We start from the raw sequence: 23,878 nt of genomic DNA, 5'->3' as shown, positions 1-23,878 counted from the left end.
TGCGATGTACTACCTAGAAACCAGTCTTAGAACTGAATAGGCCCAAATGGGGTCAAGAATAGGTGAAGCAATGTTAACCCAATTTTTAGCACAATCTGAAACAACGAATGCCAAAGCGCGTCAGTTCGCTATTGCGCAAACCGTTGAGTTAAACAACTTAATCCCACCAACGGTTAGTTACGAAAGCCGTGGTAACTTGATCATCATTGGACCTACCAGCATTATTGTTGATGTTGCCGAGCAGTTCTCAGAGCTGAACAGCATCACACTGGTATCAACCGAATCCGATGCACACGATAAAGAGACTGAAAAAACGGTTTACCACGCTAAAGATCTAAGCATCAAAGGCTTTTTAGGCGCATTTGATGTTGAGTGCACGTTAAATGGTGAACGCGTGAATCTAGCAAAAGCAACCATTGGTGCCGCTGCGTTCGATCTTGTGTTAGACATGAAACTAGACAGCGTAATGTCAGAGCAAGTGCCTGTACCGGGTTATTATCCTGTCGGTCGTGGTTATCCAACGCTTGCACAAGTGCTTGATGAATTGCCAGCGCTTGTTGGTACGTTTGATAAACCAAAATACTTTCGCTTAAACCCAGAATTATGTGCACACAGTTCACGTGGCGTAAAAGGGTGTGAGCGTTGTGTTGATGCTTGTCCTGCTGGCGCACTAACCAGTGAAGGCTCAGATCAAACAGGCCACCACATTCAAATTAACCCATACCTTTGTCAAGGTGTAGGTACGTGCGCCACTGCTTGTCCGACTGAAGCGATCAGCTATGCATTGCCAGAAGCCGAGAAAACACAATACTTCGCAACTCGCCTACTAGAAAACTACAAGAAAGAGGGTGGCAAAACACCTATTATCGCTTTCTGTAGTGATCGTCATGAAAACTTTAACGTGATGGCACTGAAAACCATGCCAGATCATGTTATCCCAGTGGTTCTTGATGAGCTTCTTTCTGTTGGTATTGATACATGGTTCTCTGCACTTGTTAATGGCGCAGCACAAATCCTTTTCATTGCCAGCCGCAGAATGCCAGAAACCATTCAGCGTGTATTAACGCAAGAAGTCGAAATCGCACAGGCTTTCTTATCTCAATTAGGATTAGATCCTCAACGTATCCAAGTCGTTTACATGGAAGCGTTACACGAAATGACACTTATCGATACGCCATTAGCGGTAATTGAACAACCTTTAACAGGCAATAAGCGTGCACGTTTAATGGGCGCGTTAGATCACCTAGCTGCTGATGCGACATCAAATAATATCGAAATTACTGAAATTCAATCTCTTCCTTTTCATGCACCTTATGGCAGCGTGAGCTGTGAAACGAAAGACTGTACCTTATGTATGGGTTGTGTTGCGGTTTGTCCGACTCGTGCATTGCACAGCGATCCCGATTCACCAACATTAAAATTCATTGAACAAGATTGTGTTCAATGTGGCCTTTGTGTTAGCGCGTGTCCAGAAAAAGTATTGAGCATGAAAGTGCAAATGAACTGGAGCCAAGCAGAGCGTCAAGAAACACAAATCATGCATAAAGAAGATGCCGCTTGTTGTATTACTTGTGGAGCGCCTTTCGCTCCAGCATCAATGATTGAAATGCTAAGAGTTAAGTTACAGGGTAACCCACACTTTAGTGACGAAGCCTCAATCAGTCGTCTATACATGTGTGAAGATTGTCGAGTAAAAGACATCTTTATCGATCTGTCTGCAAATCCAGAAAAACAATTAAAGGTGTAATGACCATGAATGAACAACAACAAGTAAGACAAGAAATCTATGGTTTATTAGCGCATTTATTTCGTATTGCACCTGATGAAATGGTGATTGATTGGTTAAGTACGCTTGAAGTCGAAGACAATGACAATCATGAGATGAGTCAAGCCTGGGTTGCGGTTTCAAAAGCAGCTCAAGAATCAAATCAAGAAGCACTAACAGACGAATACCAAAACCTATTCATTGGCGTTGGCCGTGGTGAAGTGATGCCGTTTGGCTCATGGCACATAGCGGGCGCTTTAATGGAAAAACCGTTAGTTGCCCTTCGCCAAGACCTTATGCAATTAGGTTTTGAGCGAGCAGATGACATAAAAGAGCCTGAAGATCATATCTCAGCATTATGTGAAGTAATGGCGATGTTGATTGAAGCGAATGATGCAGAAGTTTTGCAACAACGATTCTTTAACCGCCATATCCAACCTTGGTATGTCGCACTGTGTGAGCAAATCAATAACGCTGAAAATGCGGATTTCTACAAATCAGTGACACAACTAGTTGAGGCGTTTTTCATTGTAGAACAAACGCGCTTTGCAAAAAATCCAAACGTAATTGAAGTCACAGAAGTATAAACGTCGTTGTGATTTAAAAGAATTAAAACCATAAAAACAGACGCCCATTCCAAGTTAATTGGAAGCAAAGGAGCATTGAATGAGCAATAAAAATACGGACCTAAACCGCCGCACGTTACTGAAGGGCCTTGCAACTGCAGCTGCCGCAGGAACAGTAGCCGCAGCCGTTTCAGGAACAGCAAGTGCAAGCACAGTAACGGATAAAAAAGACGTTGAGAAGAAAGGCGATGGATATCGCGAAACTCAACACATTCGTGACTATTACGATAGCCTATAACGGAGCTTAATAATGAAATTGACTAAACGTTCCGATTCGGTACAAAAGCAAGAGAACCAGCTGGGCATTACACGTCGTATGTTCATGCGTACTTCAACCATTGCTGCGGGTGCAGTAGCAAGTGCAAGCATGTTTGTTCCAAGCATGATGAAAAAAGCACAAGCGAAAGAAGTGCCAGTTGATGCGCCAACAGAAGTGAAACGTACAATTTGTTCTCACTGTTCTGTTGGTTGTGGTATCTACGCTGAAGTACAAAATGGCGTATGGACTGGTCAAGAGCCAGCATTCGACCACCCATTTAACGCAGGCGGTCACTGTGCAAAAGGCGCAGCATTGCGTGAGCATGGTCATGGCGAACGTCGTCTAAAATACCCAATGAAGCTAGAAAATGGCAAATGGGTAAAACTGTCTTGGGATCAAGCGATCGAAGAGATCGGCAACAAAGCACTTGAGATCCGTAAAGAATCAGGTCCAGATTCAGTGTACTGGTTAGGTTCTGCGAAGCACAACAACGAACAAGCGTATTTGTACCGTAAAATGGCGTCACTATGGGGTACAAACAACGTCGATCACCAAGCGCGTATTTGTCACTCAACCACAGTAGCCGGTGTTGCAAACACATGGGGCTATGGTGCAATGACCAACTCATTCAATGACATGCATAACTGTAAATCTATGCTATTCATTGGTTCGAACCCTGCAGAAGCACACCCAGTAGCAATGCAACATATTCTGATCGCAAAAGAGAAGAATGGTTGTAAGATCGTTGTTGCCGACCCGCGTCGTACACGTACTGCTGCAAAAGCCGATCATTATGTTTCATTGCGTCCGGGTTCAGACGTTGCCTTCATTTGGGGCGTCTTGTACCACGTTTTTGCTAACAAATGGGAAGATCAAGAATTCATTAACCAACGTGTGTTTGGTATGGATGAGATCCGCACAGAAGTAGCTAAATGGAATCCTGCAGAAGTTGAGCGTGTTACTGGCGTCACAGAAGCTGAAGTATACGAAACCGCAAAACTGCTTTCAGAAAACCGTCCAGGTTGTGTTGTTTGGTGTATGGGTGGTACTCAACATACAACAGGTAACAACAACACGCGTGCTTACTGTGTACTAGAACTTGCACTAGGTAACATGGGTAAATCAGGCGGCGGCGCAAACATCTTCCGTGGTCACGATAACGTACAAGGCGCAACGGATTTAGGTGTTCTTTCAGATACGCTTCCTGGCTACTACGGTGTTGGTGAAGGCGCGTGGAAACACTGGTCAAAAGTGTGGGATCTAGATTACTCATGGGTTCAAAACCGATTCGACCAAGGTAAATACAACGGCAAAACGCCGATGAACAACTTTGGTATTCCTGTCTCTCGTTGGGTTGATGGTGTTTTAGAAGACAAAGCAAACATCGAACAAAACGACAATATCCGTGCAATGTTCTATTGGGGTCACGCAGTAAACTCACAAACACGTGGTACTGAGATCAGAAAAGCAATGAAACAATTGGATATGATGGTCATCGTTGATCCATACCCAACCGTTGCAGCAGTAATGAATGATCGTACAGATGGCGTATACCTTCTTCCTGCAACAACGCAGTTTGAAACGCACGGTTCAGTAACGGCATCAAACCGTTCATTCCAATGGCGTGAGCAAGTCATTCAGCCGTTGTTTGAATCAAAACCTGACCACGAGATCATGTACCTACTGACTAAAAAGTTAGGTTACTCAGATCAACTGTTCAAACACATCAAAATTGATGAGAACAACCAACCTGTAATTGAAGACATTACTCGTGAATTCAACAAAGGTATGTGGACAATTGGCTACACAGGTCAAAGCCCAGAGCGTATTAAAGCGCACACACAAAACTGGCACACGTTCCACAAAACAACGCTAGAAGCAGAAGGCGGCCCAGTTAATGGTGAAACCTACGGCCTTCCTTGGCCTTGTTGGGGCACGCCAGAAATGAAGCACCCAGGTACGCACATTCTTTATGATACGTCTAAACCTGTAGCGCAAGGCGGCGGTAACTTCCGTACTCGTTTTGGTGTGGAATTTGAAGGTGAAAGCTTACTAGCAGAAGACAGCTACCCAGTAGGGTGTGAGATTGAAGATGGTCACCCAGAATTCACTGACAAACTGCTTAAGCAACTTGGTTGGTGGGACGATCTGACTGCGGCTGAAAAAGTAGCAGCAGAAGGTAAAAACTGGAAAACCGATCTATCTGGCGGTATTCAACGTGTTGCTATTAAACACGGTTGTATGCCATTTGGTAATGCAAAAGCACGTGCGATTGTATGGACGTTCCCTGACCGTGTTCCACAACACCGTGAGCCGTTATACACACCACGTCGTGATTTGGTTGCTGATTACCCAACATGGGATGACCGCGCGGCTAACTTCCGTATACCAACATTGTACAAAACAATTCAAGACCAAGATAAGTCAAAAGAATACCCAATTATTCTTACGACGGGTCGTCTTGTTGAGTATGAAGGCGGTGGTGAAGAGACGCGTTCTAACCCATGGCTTGCTGAGCTTCAACAAGAAATGTTTGTTGAAGTGAACCCGAAAGACGCAAACGACATCGGCTTTAAAGACGGTGAAATGGTGTGGGTTGAAGGTGCAGAGAAAGGTCGAATTCACGTTAAAGCCATGGTGACACGTCGTGTGAAACCAGGTCTGGCGTTTTTACCATTCCACTTCGGCGGTAAATTCCAAGGCGAAGACTTAACGACTAAGTACCCAGAAGGTACGGTTCCATACGTTATTGGCGAAGCAGCAAACACAGCAACCACTTATGGCTATGATCCTGTAACACAAATGCAGGAAACCAAAGTGACACTATGCAAAATCACGAAAGCGTAAGGGGTGATATAAAATGGCTAGAATGAAATTCTTATGTGACACCAAACGTTGTATTGAATGTAACGGCTGTGTCACTGCATGTAAAAATGAAAATGATGATGCACTAGTGTGGGGCATCCAACGTCGTCGCGTAGTAACACTAAACGACGGTGAGCCGGGTGAAACATCAATCTCTGTTGCATGTATGCATTGTACGGATGCGCCTTGTATGGCGGTTTGTCCTGCGGATTGTTTTGAACAAACAGAAGATGGCATCGTGCGTCACAACAAAGATCTTTGTATCGGTTGTGGTTACTGCCTATTTGCTTGCCCATTTGGTGCGCCGCAGTTCCCTAAACAGGGTGCATTTGCTGAGCGTGGCAAAATGGACAAATGTACATTCTGTGCAGGTGGCCCGGGTGTAGAACCAGGTTCACAAGAAGAACGTGATAAGTACGGTGCAAACCGTATCGCTGAAGGTAAATTGCCAATGTGTGCTTCATTATGTTCAACCAAAGCACTGCTTGCTGGTGATGCAGAGAAAGTCTCTGATATCTTCCGTCAACGTGTTGTAGAACGTGGCGCAAAAGACGCGGGTTGGACAAACGGTGAAGACTTATCGTTCGATGCGACTAAGAGCTAATCCGGTGGAGAGAGCGATGTTGAAACAACTAAAACGTCTTTCTCTTTCGTTATTGCTGCCAGTATTGGCAGCATTAACACTGACATTTTCTATGCCTAGCATGGCAAATGACAGTGTAGCCGCGAAAAGTGCAGAGAAAGAGATGACCCAACTTGGTGGTGCTGATTTTTGGCGTCAAGTAAGAGCGGGCGAAGAAGGCTACACGACTTCACAATCACCAGAGCATGGCGTACTTATCAGTACGGCTGGCGAAACGTGGTATGTGTTAAAAGAGAAGTGGATGTCACCATTAGGTGCATTAGCGATCTTTGGTAGTTTAGCAATGGTGACACTGGCGTATTTTACCATTGGTCCCCTAAAATTAAGCAAACCAAAAACAGGACGTCGAATTCAACGTTGGAGCAAAATGGACCGTGCATTGCACTGGAGCATGGCGTTCACGTTTTTAACACTGGCGTTCAGTGGATTATGTTTGGTCTATGGTAAGCACTTTTTAAAACCAGTATTACCGACCGATATTTGGGGCATGATCATTTATGCCGCGAAGCAGTATCACAACTACATGGGCCCAATCTTTGGCATTCTATTAATGACTGTTTTAGTGAAATGGTGGAGAAAATCCATCGTAAACAAGACAGACATTCAATGGTTCCTAAAAATGGGCGGCATGGTTGGTAAGCATAAAGGCTCGCATCCATCAGCAGGTTTCTCAAACGGTGGTGAAAAAGCGATTTTCTGGCTTCTAATCTGGTTTGGTGCAATCGCAGCGATCAGTGGTTTTGTATTAGATTTCCCAATCTTCGGCCAATTACGCCGTGATATGGAATTGTCTAACTTGATCCACATGTTCTCAGCACTGATCTTGATTTGTGGTTTCATCTTCCACATCTACATTGGTCTGTTTGGTATGGAAGCGGGACTAGAAGGTATGGTGACAGGCGATGTTGACGAAACATGGGCTAAAGAACACCACGATTTATGGTATGACGAAGTAAAAGACTTACCAGAGAATCAGCCAAAAGACAAAAACAGCCAATAACGAGTTAATATTCGTATAGCGAAAATTGGTAAAACTAAAAGCCGAGCAGGGTAACTTGCTCGGCTTTTTTGTATCTAGTGATTGGGTAAAAGAGAAAGCTCACCATTTATAGTTAATATTATCAATAGATTGGGTTTTAATGAAAATGAGAAGTTAAAGGCAAAACAAAAAGAAATTACATGAAATTTACCCAGCAAATGGTATGGTGTACGCATTATGAATGACCACCTCAAAGGATGGCTTATGTTTACAGTAGAAGTTGACAGTGAATTGAAATTGGCACTTATTGAGCCCTCTTTTGCGAAAAAGTACTTTGAGATCGTCTCGAAGGAAGAAGCCTATTTATCTCAATGGCTAGCTTGGCCGTCACACGCAAAGTCTGAGGATTTCTTTCTACGCTTTGTGCGTAAATCGTTACTTGATTATGCCGAAGGTAAAGGAATGGTTTGCGCCATGGTGTACCAAGGTGAGTTGGTTGGTAATGTCAGCTTCAATACAATTAATCATAATTTAAAAATGGCTGAGATAGGTTATTGGCTCAGTGAGTCTTATCAAGGTAAGGGCATTATTACTCGTGCCGTCTCTAAGTTAATCGAGATTGCTTTCACAGATTTACAGCTTGAGAAAATTCAAATAGCAGCAGGCGAGAACAACTTACCAAGCCGTAAGGTTTGTGAGCGTTTAGGCATGACATTAGAAGGCATTATTTCTAATCGAGAAAACCTGAATGGTCGCATTATCAATCATGCAGTTTATGGTTTATCGAAGAAGCCTGTGAGCTAACCGCATAAAGCGACACGTTGCCGCATAGGATGAATGCTGCGACTTATATAATATAGTTTATGGTGTTGATATATTTGAGTTTAAGAAAAAGGCGAGATGCCTTAATAGAATAACTAGTGACAAATGTGGTAGGGAACTATAAGACATTTTGTCGTAGAAAGAGCGTTAGACCTTCGTCTGAAATAGAGGTATTTATATGTCAATTAACTGGGCAGAAAGACAAAGACGTACGAATAAACTCGTCCGTATTTTAGCTCAATATGTCTTCGAAAGAGGGGATGTCGAGCCTATTCATTTATATGGTTTGTCGAAACTCACTTGGATTAGTAAGAGCAATGCGCCAGAAAACACTTCTTATATAACAAGTGTTAAAATTCCTGCTTTGTCTGACATCTTTGGTGTTGATTTTAGAAGCATGTCGTTAGAAAGTATTGAGATGTTTGTTATTAATGAATCTAGCAAAGAAGAATTACGAGGTCTTGTAACGTCTCATACTGGTTTTACAAAATTTTATAATGCGTATAGGAATAGTGTTCTAATATGGGTTGAAGAGCACTTTGATAAGTTGCTACCTATGTATAAAAAATCTTTGTTTATGCAGGGAGCAGATGACCGCATTGAGCTAATAAATGGTATTTCTAAGTTAAGTAGGATTCCATTGCAGGGAAAGGCATCTAAAAGTATGGGTGTAGAACACTTTCTAACGCCAACTTTTTTTTCGTTAGATCCTGATATTCTTTTCCCCCTAATAAATGGAAGTGACGGAGTTAAAACTCTTCTAAAGAAGCTCAATGTAAAACAAAAGAGCTTAAGTGTTCAGTACGAAGCAATGACCAAGTTAATCGGTACAAATGGCATTGATGATGCTGCTGACTTAGATCAAATAAATCAGGATATGGTTGATTTTTTGTCGATAAAGGGAAAGTCAGCAGTAAAGGGCTTGCTTAAACCTCAGCTTACAGAAGAAGAAACTCTTAAATTAAAAGATGATGATGATATTGTCTCTTTGTCAGCTGCAAGAGAGATCAATCAAAAGAGACTACATAATAAAATCACAAACCAATTAACTGTAGCATTATCAGATTTTACTTTGACGGAAGGTAAAGATAAGTCGTGCATGTATGATGTTATGGTGAAAAAGTTCGATGGAAAGTTCGACTTACTCATCGAAGTAAAAAGTTCAACTGAACAAGCACATCTAAGAATGGCTATTGGTCAGTTGTTTGATTATAGCTTTACTTTGAAAGCTCAGGATAACAGGAGGCTATCGGTATTATTACCTGATAAGCCAGAAGTTAGTAAAATGGAACTGTTAGAATGGCTAAATATAGGTTGTTTGTGGTTTGATAATACGGAATTGATGACTAGCTCAAAGTGGTTGTTGTGTATTGCAAAACAGGGCTAACAAAGCGTTTAAGACGGATTCCCAACGCTTGGCATTTTCGGTTTGCTTTGAGTTTAGTGTTTACGGCACAATGGTTTAGGTTTGGTGGTCTGCGTTGCTCACCACTTAACGCGGGGTTAGGGCGCAAGATAGGAGTCAATTTTGAAGCAATATGTAGTAAATAGTTTATCTGAATATATATCTGTGACATCGAGTGTCGCGAGAAAGAGCGATCAAATGTGGTTTCGGGGTCATTCGTCGGCTTCACATCGGTTGATTCCATCCGTTTTGAGGGACACAGTCCCGTTGACCGACGGGCGTGGAAATAAAGTAACTCCAGATCAACGGTTCAACTCTGGTGGTGGGTTGGTCGGTGGGATTTCTGCAGAGCGAATGTTTGATGAATTTAAAATGAAAGCAGGTCCATTTTTGGAAAAAGAGCCCAAAAATGAATTTGAATGGATGTTTTTAATGCAGCATTATGGGGTTCCAACAAGGCTGCTAGACTGGACAACAAATGCTCTGATAGCACTATATTTTGCTATTGAATCAACGCCTTCTAACAGTGAGCTGTATGATGATGAAGAAATCTCTTTGGAAGAATACTTATCTTCACAAGCAGGAGAGTTTTCACAACATGCTGCAGCTGTTTTTGCCTTATGTCCTAAAACTTTTAACGAAGCATCGATTTTAGAAAAAAGAATAGTTTCAATTTCTGAGGAGTGTGATAATTGGGAAATGTACATTGACCCAATGAGTAAGGGTGAAGTTAACAATATTTTGCCCGTCGCCATTTCTCCAAATCACATTGATAAGCGTATTCGAGCTCAATCAGGGTATTTTACTTTGCATGGTGCAAATATCTGGGCAATAGATTACTACGAACCAATCAGGGATATATTGGTCAAAATAATGATACCTTACAGCGCAATACCGACGATGGTTCGTGATTTAGAAGCTGTTGGTATAACTGACTCATTGGTGTTTCCTGATCTATCAGGTTTAGCTAAAGAGGTGCTAAGAAAAGAACGCCATACATATGCGCCCTAACAATAAATTTAAGAGTGACTCACAACGCTCGGCGCTTTCACTTCAAGCTAGTTTAGTGTTTATTGCACAATGCTTTAGACAAGGTGTTGGCGTTGTTCACACCTTAATTTGGCGTTAGCTGAATAGGATGAAAACAATAGTAATGGAATACTTGGATAGACTGATTAGAGATTGTGAAACCGCTAAAGCAGCGAAGCCAAAATCTGATTTTACGGTTGCTAGCTTTGATGAGGTTCCAGATATCGATAAAGGGATCTATGTCATCAAAGAAGTTGATGGATGTGCAGATAGCACGTTTGAATCATTCGTAGATTTTAAGCGGAAAAAGCTTAAAGCATGTAGCAAAGTAAATAGCCCATCACATGTTCTATATGTTGGCTCTTCAACTACTGGCTTACGAAAACGGTTAAGGCAACACTTGGTTAATTGCCCAAACAAAACTTACTCCCTGCACATGTATCAATGGTTTGATGGCAAGTATGAGGTTCGTATTCTTGAATATGACGCTCCAATAGAAGTCCTTCAACTCATTGAGGATGCGATGTCGTATGACTTGAAGCCTGCTTTTGGTAAGCAAGGTGGAAACAATAAATAGTTTCGCTTTGGCAATTAACCTAACAAACTGTTTAAGAGTGATTCGCAACGCGTGGCATTTTTACCATGCGTTGCGCTTAGTGATTAAGGTGGTTTGCGGTGGCTTCGGTATTGCGTTGCTCACACCTTAACAGGGCGTTAGCCAAAAATGTTGAGTTAACCCCATTAATCTAGATATAGTTTAATAGTTTAATAGTTTAATAGTTTAATAGTTTAATAGTTTAATAGTTTAATAGTTTAATAGTTTAATAGTTTAATATTATAAGGGTTGTATGCTATGAAGTGTCGTGGAACAGAAAGTCGCCAACGAATTGTTGATAATTACATCATCAAACCTGTGGCTCATGTAAAGTTACTAAATGGTCAACAAAAGTTGAGTTGTACGAGTATTACACTTACAAATAGTTATTACTGTTTTGATTATGTATCTAGAACAGAACCCTTAGATAAAGGTACTTTCTATTGCGGAGATCATGCAGCCAATGAATTTTTAGAACTGGCGGAGTTAGTCCCGTTACCTTTATTTAATCCTCTGGTTTCCGATGGAACAGGAGGTGGTGGTAATGGAGATACCTCTACCAAAAAGTTGGATCCTTTAGCTAAAGAGTTGAACACTGCAATTAACATGTTAGTTGTCTGCTGGGATGTAGTTCCTGGAGGTCCTTTGGCAGATATTCAAGCTACTTTACGTCAATATTACTATTCAACACCGTTTCCATCTAAGGTAAAAGCAGTAAATACCATCATTGGACGCGATGGTCGTACACTACAAGAAATGATTGACACTTTACGTGGAACAAATAACATTCGTAAGTTCCAATTTAATTTGATTAATAAAGTTCTAGAATCAGAAGATGTAGAGTCGAATTTCGGCTAACAAAGCGTTTAAGACAGATTCCCAACGCATGGCATTTTTCATTTCATCGTTGGGTTTTGCATTTACGGTGGTATGGTTAGGTTTTGTGGTAGCGTTGCTTACACCTTAATGCGGCGTTACAAGTACCAACCTGAAGCTCGCTGTATTCTGATAATGTTAACTATAAGGATGTTTAAGTGATAATTGAAAAAGTTGAAGTTATCGGGTTCCGGAATTTTGCTCAAGCAACGATTCGTTTTAACGAGAGTACTCTCGTTATAGGTTCAAATGATATCGGAAAAACTAACCTAATCTATGCCATTAGGGTATTACTCGACAAATCTCTTTCAGAAAGAGATATTGAACCACAATCCACTGATTTTCATATATTTGAAGATGGAAGCCAGTCCAAGCAATATTCAATTACGATCTTTTTTAAAGACATTAATGAAGATGCAGCTCTATCTTCATTAAAAGGTCATGTGAGTGATTATGGTTGTTCCATTTTTAAATTCGTAGCGGACGATAGTTTTGATTATAAAATATATATCGGTAGCGACGAAGCAAACCTTGAAGAAATACCTAGTCGCTATTACCTAAAATATATTAATTTAAGGTATGTGAAATCACGTCGTGATTTGAAAAAATTCATAGATATTGAGAAGAAGCAATTACTTAATTTATCTAAAGAAAGCCGTGACACCATAGAGTCCTCAAACGATGATTTACAACTGAGTAAAATATCAAGGGGGCTTAATGTTATTAACGAAAGAGTCAGACGTCTAAATTATGTAAAAGAGTCAACATCTTTAGTGAATGATGAATTGAAAAAACTTTCACATTCCTATGATGACTATTCAGTACATCTAGATTCAGGGGCAATCAAAGTACATCAATTTATTGATAATTTAGAGCTTGGTGCTTCTAGCGCTGGAGCGAAGCTAATGCTCGGTGGGGATGGGCGAGATAATCAAATTCTATTAGCATTATGGAAAGCAAAAAGTGAAAGAGAATTTGATCCTGTTCACGAAGTGACTTTCTATTGTGTAGAGGAACCCGAAGCACATCTTCATCCACATCAACAGAGAAAGTTGGCTGATTACTTGATAAAAGAGTTGCCAGGGCAAACGATCATTACTAGTCATTCTCCTCAAATAGCTGCTAGATATAAACCCAATTCAATTGTACGTATTACAAGTAAATCTGGTAATAGCTATGCCGCAAATAATGGATGTTCTGACTGTATTAGTACTGCTTGGGATAATCTAGGCTACAGAATGAGCATTTTACCTGCGGAAGCGTTTTTTTCACATTGCGTTTTTCTGGTTGAAGGTCCTTCTGAGCAACTATTTTATCAAGAGCTTGCATATTCATCAGGCATTGATTTAGATTATTTTAATATCTCTATTCTCTGTGTTGACGGGGTTCAATTTGATATTTACGGAAAAATACTAGATGCTCTTGAAATACCTTGGGTTATGCGAACAGATAATGATGTATCTAAAGTTCCATATAAAGACCTTAAAAACCTAGCCGGAATTAATCGATGTTTAAACATTAAGGGGTTAGCGCCATATCCTCATTACACAATTCAAACGACACCGCAGAGCCTCGTTCAAAATGGAGTTTGGGCAAATGTTTCTAATATAATAAATCCTCTAGGATTATACCTTTCACAAGTAGATCTTGAATATGATATAGCTTTGGAATTACCTCGCGAATTATTAGGATATGCAAATACAACTGATATATCAGTAGCAATAAGCTATCTGCAAGCACAGAAAGCAATTCGAATGCGAGAGTTTTTGGTTCTTCATAAAAATCAGTTGAAAAATATTAGTACAGGCTTATTAATTCAACCATTAATTCATGCAAAAAGAATCGCTGAAGGAGTGAAATAAAATGATAGGTTTTGAGTTTACGCCAGATCAAAATGCAGCGATAGAATCAAAATCTAATATGGTTATCACTGCCTGCCCTGGAAGTGGTAAAACATCCATTATCGTTGAAAAAATAAGACGAGAAGTGGTTGACTTGCAAGGGTATAAAGGCGTTATAGGTATCACTTTTACTGTTAAAGCCAGTAAAGAGTTAAAGCAACGATGTAAGCAAGGCGGATTAGAAACAAAATCAAGTTTCTTTGGGACAATAGACCACTTCTGTTTGTCTGAGTTAATATTCCCATTTATATCTAGATTATATGGAAAGTCAGATTATACCGTTGAGTGTAAATCATATAACGATCTGAATGAAAAACAAAAAATAGGCTTGCCACCGTTAGATGAAATTGGAAATGAATTTAACACTGATGACTATATGACCTATGAAGATAAATTTAAATTGTTATACGATAATGGAATTATTCTTCTAGAGTCAATTGGCATTCTTGCTGTACGAATAGTTACTAACTCTTTAGCTTGTAGAAATTATATAAGTTCTAAGTATACGTCACTGTATATTGATGAATATCAAGATTCATCCCAACCACAACATGAGTTGTTTCTTAGCATATTAGATCTTGGATTGAAGGCGGTAGCCGTAGGGGATGTAAATCAGTCTATTTATGCATGGCGAGGAAGTGATCCTCAGTATATTCAAGCTCTAATTACAAAACCTGAAGTGTTTGAGCATCATATAGTAAATGTTAATCATCGTTGCCACCCTTCAATTGTTAACTATGCAAATCGTATTTTTGACAGTAATTGTTTGCTATTGCCCACAAGCGATATACGAGTTTATCAATGGGTATTAAATGGCACACAGCATGATGTAGCAGAGTCTTTGACTGAAAGTATCAATAAGTTGCTTGCTGATAAAATCGTACAATCACTTTCAAATATAGCTATTTTAGTGCGGAATAATAATAGTCTTTCCCTCCTTGAAACTAAACTAGGTGTCCCAAATAGGATATTTGGCGAAAATCCACTGAGTCTTATCAATACTTCAAAAACTAAATTAATGAGTAGCCTGTTGGCTTATTATTTGGATCATAAGGTATTAATTAATGATGTTGTTGAGGTGGTCGAACAGTATTCTTCTTTTTCACCATCAAGTTTGAAAGATTTGAGGACTTCGATTAAATCAATTTCTGGTCGCGATAGTTCAACTATAAAAAATGCAATCTTAGAGTTAACGCACAAAATTTTGGATGAAAAAGTTATTGAGATTGAAGTGAACGCTTTAGATCGCGTGCTAGCGGATAAAAATATTTTGAAGCAATATATGCCTGAAAATAAAAATGAAGTCCAAATCATGACACTACATAAATCTAAGGGACTAGAGTTTGATATTGTTTTTCATCTAGATCTTTACGACTGGATAATGCCCAAACGTGAATTCATAAGAGGTTGTTACGATGAGGTTTTTTCTAGTTGGGAACAAGATTTGAATTTGCATTTTGTAGGAATAACTCGTGCAAAGGAACATTGTATTCTTGTTAATAGTACAAATCGATTCAACCATGAGGGCGATATAAAGCAAGGAAAAAAATCACAATTTATGATGCTTGATGGTTTGACTGGTTTATATAGATAAAACCTTAATACGATTGCTGACTAAGGTACTTGTAATAAGGTATTTAAATAGAACTAAAACAGTGGGTTACGTTTCGCTACACATTATAACCCACAATTTTAGTCCGCTTAATGAGGCGTTGGCAGTCTTTTTGAAATATCATCGAAAGTTACTTTTTGAGTAATAATGGTAAACATTGGACTGGCGTTATTACATATCGAGGTCAAAACATTCGAATAAGTTCGGTTTGACGCTCAAGAAAAGGTGAGTTAAAGGTTTATGAAAGCGAATGAATTTGATGCAAAATTTGACGATGGCGACGATATTCTAGGCGATCTAGATTTATCTAAAGCTAAGCGTCCAATGCAAAGTCAAAAACGAATAAATGTTGATTTTCCAATATGGATGATTGAATCATTAGATCGTGAAGCTAATCGTGTAGGTGTAACTCGCCAATCGATTATTAAAGTTTGGTTAGCTGAAAGGTTAGAAAGTGTAGCGGCGAATCACGCAGCAAGCCACTGATATCAAAACGGTTAACAAAGCATTTAGGAAGGGGCTCTTTATTGTTTTTATAAGCTTTTTCTTCACAAAGGGTTATGTCTTGGTTGTTACTTCTGATTGACTTTTAAGTGGAACTGAATAGCCTCTCAGGCTTAAATGTTCTGAAGAGGCAGATTCAAGTTAGTGGGATTAATCTTAGGCTGCGCGATATTTTTAAGATAACGCACAAGCTTTTTAAAGTGATAATTCAAACACGCTTAGAGTTAGCTTTATTTGCGAGTAATTTATACCCGCATAGTTATGCAATCTTACCGAAAACTATTGAACTATAAACGGTTTGAAATACTTCTTCCCGAAAGAGTGTGCTCAATCCGATCTTTCATTAGTTGGTAATTTTCTTGTATTGAGCGGCCATGTTTTTCTGATGTGTCGACCTCTACAATTGGAATATCAAACCATTCAAAAATTTTGTGATATGCTGATTCAACACAGTTATTTTGCGTAACAGCATCACCGTACCATTGAACCGTGCCACCTCTGGTCTCTATTCGGTTGTTTATTGTTTCACTATCAGCCCTCACAAAAACGATTACTTCTGGAAGATAGATCTTTTTATTAATTTTCAGATTGTCAAAAATACTTTTTACAATATCTTCTCCAAGCATGATGGTTTGGTAGGCAAGAGTTGAGAAGATGAATCTGTCTAATATGATATCTTCATTTTTCAATTTTTTAGATACTTCATTACTCTTTAATAAGTTATTTAACAAAAAAAACAGAAATGCACACTCTTTTGATTCGTATGAGTCAATAACTTTTCTTAAGTCACTAGCCTCAGCTACTATCGCATTATGTACGACAGTATTCATTTCTTTCGCATATAGGGAACTTAGTGTTGTTTTTCCACAAGCATCTAACCCTTCAAAAACGATAAATTTATTCATTTGTTCCTCATTATTACTTTCAATTATTATTTGCTAATAGCTTGCATTCCTATGAAAGGAACTTGGTTATATTTAAAGTTTTTAGTGGTATTTATTCGATGGTTACTATGTTTATGTTTTTGTCTTTATATCTTGATGAAAAAGTACTTGGGTCAAACTCTATTTGGGACAGAGCTTTTTCTACACCACATGAATTAATGCATGCGCTGTATTTATATCCAGAATGTTTAGCCGAATTTTGGTAGAAACACCCCTCAGGGTTAATCATTAAATATGATTCAGTCATCGTTGAGTTAGACTCAGAATAAATAGGTAAACCTAATCCATTGTGTCTTTTTACGAAATCTTCGAACTGATTTTTGGATATTAGTAACTCATTATCACCATAAGGCATGACCTGTAATACTTTCCATTTGTATGGCTTTAGATTAGTAATTAAATCAGAGAAATCTTCTTCCCAATTAAGACTGTTAACTACAGTATTAACCTTTGTTAGGATTCCTGTTTGTGATTGCGTCAGCTTCGTAAGAGCTTGTGTTAACTCATTAACTCCGAAAGAGTTCCCTTTACGGTCGATTCTTCCTATTTTCATTCGGGTTTTTAAGTACTGACTGTCAAAGCTGATTCCTATCATGTCTAAAGTATCTTTAGGTAAAGGTGATTTTCCATGAACTAGGTAATGTCCATTAGTTATGATTGAGGTTTTAAATCCTTTTTGTTTTGCTAGAGCTAATGCGGTGATGAACGTATTCCCTAGCATCATTGGTTCACCACCTGCAAAATTAAGACGAACACTTTCGTACCCTAGGGTTTCCTTTAATGTTGGAGTGCCTTTGATAAAGTAATCTGCTAAGTTATCTAATAATTTTTCAATTTCTTGCTCGGATCGGTGTAGTTCTTTGGGGCGTCCCCATTTTGCAAAACAGTATTTACAACTGTAATTGCAGACTTCTGTCATGTGCCAATTAATTACCAGTTCTTTTGCTTTTCTAGGTTGTACTGTTGTCATGTTTTTTGTTCTCCTGTATTCAGATGGCTTCAGTATGATAAAATTGGTTCTTTAGAAAAATGAAAAGTAAAATCCCCCCCCATTAACTTTCTTTTTCTAGCTGAAAACACAACAATAAAAGGATATTCAGTGGCTACTTTTCCAACCTTCGAATCGGTACTTCTTCAGATTGCTAAAGCGCTTGGCGCTAATAGTGAGATGACTTCAAAATCGAAAACCAAGTTCAAATATGTAGATATGTCGATGGATAATTTGTTTACGACTTGGGAAAGTATTTTGGGTGATATAGCAGATGCTTTAGGGCTTGATGAAAGAGCAAAAAAAGATCTCATTTCCAACGTTGCAGACGATTACTTGATGCACAAGAGAGTCGAGCTTGATGTATATTCTTCAAAAGCGTCACAAAGAAAAATTGTTTGGCATTATTTAGCAAGGGTTATCATTCCCGCTTTGGCGAGACATTCGGTATTTTGGCAAATTGAATCAAAAATGGATGAGGGAATGCCCAGCGGACGGTTTTGGTATCTTCCTGCCGTTGACTCTCCGATTGAACCTACGCAGCTTCTTCTCCCTGTACCGAAAGTATTGAATTGGCTCATCGATTTAATTCAAAACACCAATATATCTATTGCTAATAAGCTAGAAAACGATCTAAATATTCATGATGAACACGGCACAGTATTAAGGAATCTTTACAATTGGAAAAAAGCTAAAAGTACTCCTGAAATATCAAGTATTAATAATATGTTCCCTGATGAAGTGAATTTACAGTTTGAGGGATGTTTTAAGCCTGATGGGAATACTTCTCAATTTGAACAAGCCGTTTCGTTTGTAGAAAGAAAAGGATTGTCTTCTGATGTACTACAGCATGAAATAGATATTTCTTGTGAAGACTTAAAGCGAATATTAAGGAGTGAATGCTCAGCAGAGGAGCAGCAAGATTTTGTACAGAAACTAAAAGTACGTTATCAGGTTCCAAGCTCCAAAGTGATACGTATAAGATTACTGTTCGCTCGAGCTATTCAAGAGGGGTATGAACAACTAGTTAAGATGTTCACCCCCCAGGTTGATAAGTTATGTTTTGACAAAAATAAAAATAAAACACTCCAATTAGTTGAACTTTATAACTATGTATATAACTTGACTTTTGAGGCTAATATCCAAAAGGGAAGTTTAGGATACCATGCAGAAAATAAGTATTTTGAAGAGCAACTTCCTTCTTTTTTAAGGTGCGATTTATTGCGATTATTTACCTCAGACAATGAGCATGATATCCCATGGAGTACTTTAGATAGAATTAATTGTATTTTTAGTCGCTTTGGAGAAGAGGACATATTAGATGATGTATTTCCTACGTCTCAAGATGATCTTCAAAAAATGTTTAAACTAATAAAAGAAGAAGGTGATTATTCAAATAATTACCTTATACGTAGAGATGATTTAATAGGTAAACTAAAACAAAACAAAGCACCATTTAAACAATTACAAAACATTGATGATTTTGATTTAATATATGGAGCTGGAATTATTCAAATTAATCAATATTCAAACCTTAAAATAGGTGACATGATTGTTGAAAGATTAAAATGTTTGGAAGCTACGCCTTCTGAGTCGATGAAGCGAATATTATTTGAACTAGAAACGCACCTGCTCCTTAAGAAGTTTGGCGAAAAAACAGAAGAAAAAGTAGCAAATTTGCTAGATGAGGCAAAAAACTGTGATGATTTTGAATTTTCAAAAGCAAATATACTACGTTATGAAGCACTTCATTATATTGCGCAGAACAAGCTTAAAGAAGCAGAAAAAAATCTTAATTTAGCTATCGATGAATGTAAGAAATACAGCTTTGGAAAGTTTAGAGGATTGTTAGCTAGAGATGCATTCGCATTGGCTATAGCAAACCAAAAACTCATTCCTAATAATCATGAAAAGTACTTTAGAGACATGTGCTACTGGGGGGCTCTGAAAGGAGAACCTAATATTTATGACGTTGCGCGTGATCTACATGAGTATTTTTGGAAGACTTTGTACAAATGCTACCCTAATTATCAAGCGCTTTATTCTGATTGTTCGAAAGATATTAAAACGTTTAGTCACGATTTTGTTGAGTGTATCAAAAATGGACGCTCTATCGAGTTGATACTAAAAAAACACAAAGGTTTAAAAAAGAAACAACTGAAATATCCACAAGCAGATAGCATCATTTTGCTAGTGATGAAGATGAGCTACGGGATACTTGCTCAGTTGAATGGTTACAAGCAGATGAAACCAACCGAAGTTACTAATGAAATTAGGGATGTATCTAATAGGATAATTAAAGGTATTCGAAAGGTTATCGAGTCATGGCCAGAAATTGTTAATATTACAGACTTTAAACTTCAGACCCCTTTGATGTTTGCTGCAAACAACAAAGATTACCAAACGGTAGAAGCATTATTGAAGGCTAACGCAAACCCTAATCTGCAAGATTTTAAAGGTAGAACCGCGCTTCATGCTGCTTCAGCAAGCCGATGTTGGAAATCTGCTTCACTCCTATTAGAGTATGGCTGTGAGGCAACTATAACGAATCCTGAAGGCTCAACAGCGTTACATACTGCTATCCGAATGGGGGAGAGAGCTATAGTCGAACTATTAATAGAGAAACAACCTGACCTATTAGATATTGAAGATTTAAACGGTATTTTACCTGAACAATTGGCTAGAAAAATTGTAACTGAACCGTTTACCTACGAATTTCTAAAACAATTTCTCATATCCGAAGGCCGAGATGTCGCTAGCCTCGATACATATAAGGAAGTTTTAGAGGTTTTTTAGAGGTTGGATTTATCTATAATATAACTTACTGTTTTAAAGGTTAGTTGAGTAATGTAGATAAAAACTCAACAAGTAATTTAAGTGTCGTGGTCGCGTGGCTCACTCCTTAACTGAGCGTTATAATTTTTAAAGGTAACAATATGATTAATAATTCAAAGTTGAAATCTATAGCATTTACGACAACGAGACTTGAGGTTGAAAATGTTGATTCTTATTTGACGTCAGGGTTGTTGAAATCACAGTTATTGTCTGAAATTGTTAGCTTACTTTCTCCCTCAGTTGTTGGATCATTACCTCCATATTTTCATGATATTAATACTGAATCAGATGCTGAAGTCTGGCTTTTGAAAATGGTATCAGAAAGTCATTTGTTTTCAGTTAAACGTAAAGGTTTTGACCCGATTATTGGTTTCGTTTTCCTTTATGAATCAGATAATGCTACAGCTCATTTAGGTTATCTATTAGCTGAATCTAGTTGGCATCAAGGTTACGGTAGTGAGTTATTGTTTGGTTTGCTCAAAAGTTGCCGTGATAACCAATTAGTAGAAAAACTTATTGGTGGCGTAGATATTGGAAATGTAGTTTCAGCAAAGTTACTTAAGAAAGTTGGTTTTGTTGCAACTCAAGAAGGTGGCAATGGCGTCATTTTCTACGAATGTGTGTTGTCTTAACCACAAATTATAACAAATGCGTTAAGACAGATTTCCAACGCATGGCTTTTTTCATTCTATCGTTGGGTTTTGTGTTTAAGGTGGCGTTAGCTGCTTTGAGGTCAACAATTAGTAAGGTGTCGTAAATGAGAATCTTGGTAACAGGCTCTGCGGGTAGAGTTGGGCGTGCAATCTATATTAAACTAATGCGAACACATGACGTAGTAGGCATTGATAAAACGCCTTGCTCAACAGCTGATTACGTTGGTGATATTCGTGATAGTGCTATGATGGATGGGGTTCTGGAAAATATCGATGTCATCATTCATACAGCGGCTCTTCATGCTCATCATGTTGGATTAGTACCTAATTCAGAGTTTCAATCTATCAACGTAGACGCGACTGAAAAACTGGCTTTGGCTGGTGTAAAAGCAGGTATTAAGCACTTTATTTTTACCAGTACAACTGCGTTATACGGCTATGCTTCGACGCCTAAAAGTATTGCAGGTTGGGTTGATGAGGAAGTTATCCCGCAACCCAAGTCGATTTATCATAAAAGTAAAATTGCGGCTGAAATTAAGCTGGAAGAAATTTCAAATCTGTTTCAGCTTCCAGTGACTGTGCTCCAAATGTCGAGATGCTTTCCTGAGCCTGCGGATTTAATGGCAGTATTTCGTTTGACTCGTGGTATTGACGCTCGCGATGTAGCAAATGCTCATTTATGTGCTGTGGAAAAACGGCTAAGTGGTTTTAATCGTTTTATAATCTCAGGGGCAACACCTTTTCATCTTTCTGATTGCGAAGCTCTATATACTGATGCCGGAGCTGTTATCAAGCGTATGTGCCCTGAAATCGTGCTAGCATTTAAACAAAGAAATTGGCAGTTACCTCAAAGCTTAGATCGCGTATATGATTCATCGTCCGCACGTGAGAAATTAGGCTGGTTACCTATACATGGTTTTGAAAGTGTTTTGGAAATGCTAGATGCTGAAACAGCAGAAGTATTACCAATTTTGAAACGCAGTTAACAAACGACTATGGTGTCAATAACTAAGTTTTGGAGTTTCCCCTCAAGCTGAGACTTTTTTATTTCTAATACTTCCAAGCTCAGGGAGATTACTTATTGGTATGTTCAAGCTTCTATTATGATGAAATGTTGGTAGGGTTTTGGTTGGGGCTGGGTGAAGGAGAAGTCCTACAGTCTCGTTAACTGCTTCTCGGTTTAAATTAATTCACCGATACTGGCTCTAATGTCTGCAATTGCAATAGACAGTTTGTTATCAGCGTCTTTGAATGCGGTAAATCCGTATTTTTCATAGAAATACTCAGCGCCATCTTTTGCATCAACAATGACAACAGGGAAGGCGACTGTTTCACTTGCCATTAATAGCTTTCTAAGTGCATCAATCAAAAGCCATTCACCGAACCCCTGACCTCTGTATCTATGGTCAACGGCTAAGCGGGCAATCAAACCACCAGAAGTTACACTGTGATGTTTCTTCTGTAATTTAGGAGGTAAATCCTGAATATCAATCGGTGTCATTGTTAATGTGTAATAACCAATAATGTGCTCAGGACATTGTTTATCTTCAAGAACAAAGGTACGAGTATTGTCTTTATTAGCTTGCCATAACTTTCAAGTAATTATTGAGTGGGGTAATACCACAATCAAAACGATTTCGGTCATGTTTAGCTTTTTCTAATTGGACAGTATTCATTATTGAGTTTTATCCATATAACGTGAAGCGGCTTTTTGCAATTTGCTATTTGGTTTGGCTGGTTGGTCTAACGCAGTCATTAAACTCATAGCATCTTGCTGACTTAGTTGTAAGGCACGTTCACGTTCCATAATAGTTTTTGCTTTTTCTACAGCTGCACTAAGCACAAATGAGTTAATGCTAGACATACCGGCAATGGCCGCAGCTTGAGACAGTAGTTCTTGTGTATCAAGATCTACACGTGCTGTAATACGAGGTAATGCAGTCGCCATAATAATCTCTGTTCTGTGTCAAAGTGGCACAAGTGAAGTGAAGTGTAGTTTAATTATATTATACGCTGACAAGTTTTGTGTCACTTTGGCACGCAGTTAGCAAATGCATTAACACCACTTACCACGCTCAGGGAAATCAGAAAGGGGTACGAAATGAATCAGCATGAAAAACTAAATTATGTAGAGTTTGGAGCAAAGGACTTAGAATCAACCAAATCATTTTTCTCTTCAGTTTTTGGTTGGAATTTTGTTGATTATGGTCCGGAATATTCAGCGTTTTCCAATCAGGGTTTAGGCGGTGGTTTCTATAAGGCAGATTCTTGCAGCCAGACAAATTCTGGCGGGGCTCTTTTGGTCTTTTACAGTGCGGATATCGAATCTACATTGAGTAAAGTTGTTCAAAGTGATGGTGAAATCATTCGTCCTATATTTGAGTTTCCTGGTGGCTGTCGTTTTCACTTTCTAGAGCCAAGCGGCAATGAGTTCGCAGTTTGGTCGGAAGCTCGCATATAACAAATAAGGATTAAGCGCTACACCGCCAGCGTTAAATCCCGGGTGTTGAACAAGACTATAGCCACTTCTTATCGTAAATTGTGCGATCTAGTTTGATGGGCACATCGCATTGAGTC

21 protein-coding genes and 2 pseudogenes are annotated in these 23,878 nt (G+C 38.8%); 19 read left to right on the top strand and 4 right to left on the bottom strand.

Annotation, left to right across the window (positions count from 1 at the left end; translation table 11 throughout):
• Positions 1 to 70 precede the first annotated feature (70 nt).
• From A6E03_RS08490 to A6E03_RS08425, 15 genes and pseudogenes are all read left to right on the top strand, one after another.
• Positions 71 to 1,747, top strand: coding sequence for a 4Fe-4S dicluster domain-containing protein (locus tag A6E03_RS08490; protein ID WP_065600629.1), 1,677 nt, complete (start codon positions 71 to 73; stop codon positions 1,745 to 1,747).
• A 5-nt stretch (positions 1,748 to 1,752) separates the two neighbouring features.
• Positions 1,753 to 2,352 (top strand): molecular chaperone, encoded by a 600-nt coding sequence (locus A6E03_RS08485; RefSeq protein WP_065600628.1) that lies wholly within the window; start codon positions 1,753 to 1,755, stop codon positions 2,350 to 2,352.
• A gap of 79 nt (positions 2,353 to 2,431) precedes the next feature.
• Complete coding sequence (locus A6E03_RS08480) at positions 2,432 to 2,629, top strand: twin-arginine translocation signal domain-containing protein (RefSeq protein ID WP_045101998.1); 198 nt, start codon at positions 2,432 to 2,434, stop codon at positions 2,627 to 2,629.
• A 12-nt stretch (positions 2,630 to 2,641) separates the two neighbouring features.
• Positions 2,642 to 5,497, top strand: a complete 2,856-nt coding sequence (locus tag A6E03_RS08475; RefSeq protein WP_065600627.1) for a formate dehydrogenase subunit alpha — start codon at positions 2,642 to 2,644, stop codon at positions 5,495 to 5,497.
• 13 nt (positions 5,498 to 5,510) lie between these two features.
• Entirely contained in the window at positions 5,511 to 6,119 is a 609-nt protein-coding gene (gene fdh3B / locus A6E03_RS08470; protein ID WP_065591186.1) for a formate dehydrogenase FDH3 subunit beta, read from the top strand.
• A gap of 16 nt (positions 6,120 to 6,135) precedes the next feature.
• Positions 6,136 to 7,158, top strand: coding sequence for a formate dehydrogenase subunit gamma (locus A6E03_RS08465; protein ID WP_065600626.1), 1,023 nt, complete (start codon positions 6,136 to 6,138; stop codon positions 7,156 to 7,158).
• Positions 7,159 to 7,401: 243 nt separating this feature from the next.
• Positions 7,402 to 7,941, top strand: a complete 540-nt coding sequence (locus A6E03_RS08460; protein WP_065600625.1) for a GNAT family N-acetyltransferase — start codon at positions 7,402 to 7,404, stop codon at positions 7,939 to 7,941.
• A gap of 196 nt (positions 7,942 to 8,137) precedes the next feature.
• The gene (locus A6E03_RS08455) at positions 8,138 to 9,346 is read left to right on the top strand and encodes a hypothetical protein (RefSeq protein ID WP_065600624.1); all 1,209 of its coding nucleotides are present in this window, start codon (positions 8,138 to 8,140) and stop codon (positions 9,344 to 9,346) included.
• A gap of 216 nt (positions 9,347 to 9,562) precedes the next feature.
• Positions 9,563 to 10,375, top strand: a complete 813-nt coding sequence (locus A6E03_RS08450) for an FRG domain-containing protein (protein WP_255310617.1) — start codon at positions 9,563 to 9,565, stop codon at positions 10,373 to 10,375.
• A gap of 127 nt (positions 10,376 to 10,502) precedes the next feature.
• Positions 10,503 to 10,970 carry a GIY-YIG nuclease family protein gene (locus A6E03_RS08445; RefSeq protein WP_255310612.1) on the top strand — a complete coding sequence of 156 codons (468 nt, stop codon included), beginning with the start codon at positions 10,503 to 10,505 and terminating at the stop codon, positions 10,968 to 10,970.
• Between the two features lie 276 nt (positions 10,971 to 11,246).
• The gene (locus tag A6E03_RS08440; RefSeq protein ID WP_065600621.1) at positions 11,247 to 11,846 is read left to right on the top strand and encodes a hypothetical protein; all 600 of its coding nucleotides are present in this window, start codon (positions 11,247 to 11,249) and stop codon (positions 11,844 to 11,846) included.
• A gap of 176 nt (positions 11,847 to 12,022) precedes the next feature.
• Positions 12,023 to 13,726, top strand: a complete 1,704-nt coding sequence (locus A6E03_RS08435; protein ID WP_065600620.1) for an ATP-dependent endonuclease — start codon at positions 12,023 to 12,025, stop codon at positions 13,724 to 13,726.
• A gap of 1 nt (position 13,727) precedes the next feature.
• The gene (locus A6E03_RS08430; protein WP_065600619.1) at positions 13,728 to 15,359 is read left to right on the top strand and encodes a UvrD-helicase domain-containing protein; all 1,632 of its coding nucleotides are present in this window, start codon (positions 13,728 to 13,730) and stop codon (positions 15,357 to 15,359) included.
• Between the two features lie 164 nt (positions 15,360 to 15,523).
• A pseudogene (locus tag A6E03_RS19820) lies at positions 15,524 to 15,589 on the top strand (BrnT family toxin); the annotation flags it as partial.
• A gap of 28 nt (positions 15,590 to 15,617) precedes the next feature.
• Positions 15,618 to 15,863 carry a type II toxin-antitoxin system BrnA family antitoxin gene (locus A6E03_RS08425; RefSeq protein WP_065600618.1) on the top strand — a complete coding sequence of 82 codons (246 nt, stop codon included), beginning with the start codon at positions 15,618 to 15,620 and terminating at the stop codon, positions 15,861 to 15,863.
• A 305-nt stretch (positions 15,864 to 16,168) separates the two neighbouring features.
• Here A6E03_RS08425 and A6E03_RS08420 read toward each other — a convergent pair whose 3' ends face one another.
• A complete protein-coding gene (locus A6E03_RS08420; RefSeq protein WP_065600617.1) occupies positions 16,169 to 16,786 on the bottom strand; it encodes a deoxynucleoside kinase in 618 nt (205 codons plus the stop codon).
• Positions 16,787 to 16,877: 91 nt separating this feature from the next.
• Positions 16,878 to 17,795 carry a viperin family antiviral radical SAM protein gene (locus A6E03_RS08415; protein WP_065600616.1) on the bottom strand — a complete coding sequence of 306 codons (918 nt, stop codon included), beginning with the start codon at positions 17,793 to 17,795 and terminating at the stop codon, positions 16,878 to 16,880.
• Between the two features lie 129 nt (positions 17,796 to 17,924).
• Here A6E03_RS08415 and A6E03_RS08410 point away from each other — a divergent pair, with 129 nt between their 5' ends.
• The 3 genes from A6E03_RS08410 (at position 17,925) to A6E03_RS08400 (ending at position 22,287) form a co-directional block, all read left to right on the top strand.
• Positions 17,925 to 20,609 (top strand): ankyrin repeat domain-containing protein, encoded by a 2,685-nt coding sequence (locus A6E03_RS08410; protein ID WP_065600615.1) that lies wholly within the window; start codon positions 17,925 to 17,927, stop codon positions 20,607 to 20,609.
• 140 nt (positions 20,610 to 20,749) lie between these two features.
• Positions 20,750 to 21,280: a GNAT family N-acetyltransferase gene (locus A6E03_RS08405; RefSeq protein ID WP_065600614.1), complete on the top strand. Its 531-nt coding sequence runs from the start codon at positions 20,750 to 20,752 to the stop codon at positions 21,278 to 21,280.
• 125 nt (positions 21,281 to 21,405) lie between these two features.
• The gene (locus A6E03_RS08400; RefSeq protein ID WP_065600613.1) at positions 21,406 to 22,287 is read left to right on the top strand and encodes an NAD(P)-dependent oxidoreductase; all 882 of its coding nucleotides are present in this window, start codon (positions 21,406 to 21,408) and stop codon (positions 22,285 to 22,287) included.
• Between the two features lie 194 nt (positions 22,288 to 22,481).
• On the opposite strand, the pseudogene A6E03_RS08395 reads toward A6E03_RS08400, so the two are convergent.
• Positions 22,482 to 22,980 (bottom strand): annotated as a pseudogene (locus tag A6E03_RS08395) (GNAT family N-acetyltransferase).
• The gene (locus A6E03_RS08390; RefSeq protein ID WP_065600612.1) at positions 22,977 to 23,249 is read right to left on the bottom strand and encodes a DUF1778 domain-containing protein; all 273 of its coding nucleotides are present in this window, start codon (positions 23,247 to 23,249) and stop codon (positions 22,977 to 22,979) included. Before A6E03_RS08390 ends, A6E03_RS08395 begins: the two are co-directional and overlap by 4 nt.
• Before the next feature lie 153 nt (positions 23,250 to 23,402).
• Here A6E03_RS08390 and A6E03_RS08385 point away from each other — a divergent pair, with 153 nt between their 5' ends.
• Positions 23,403 to 23,762 carry a VOC family protein gene (locus A6E03_RS08385; RefSeq protein ID WP_065591180.1) on the top strand — a complete coding sequence of 120 codons (360 nt, stop codon included), beginning with the start codon at positions 23,403 to 23,405 and terminating at the stop codon, positions 23,760 to 23,762.
• The last annotated feature ends 116 nt before the right edge of the window (positions 23,763 to 23,878 follow it).

It is taken from the genome of Aliivibrio sp. 1S128 (assembly GCF_001691065.1).
Classification (GTDB): domain Bacteria; phylum Pseudomonadota; class Gammaproteobacteria; order Enterobacterales; family Vibrionaceae; genus Aliivibrio.
This window is presented reverse-complemented; position numbering and strand designations above follow the sequence as displayed.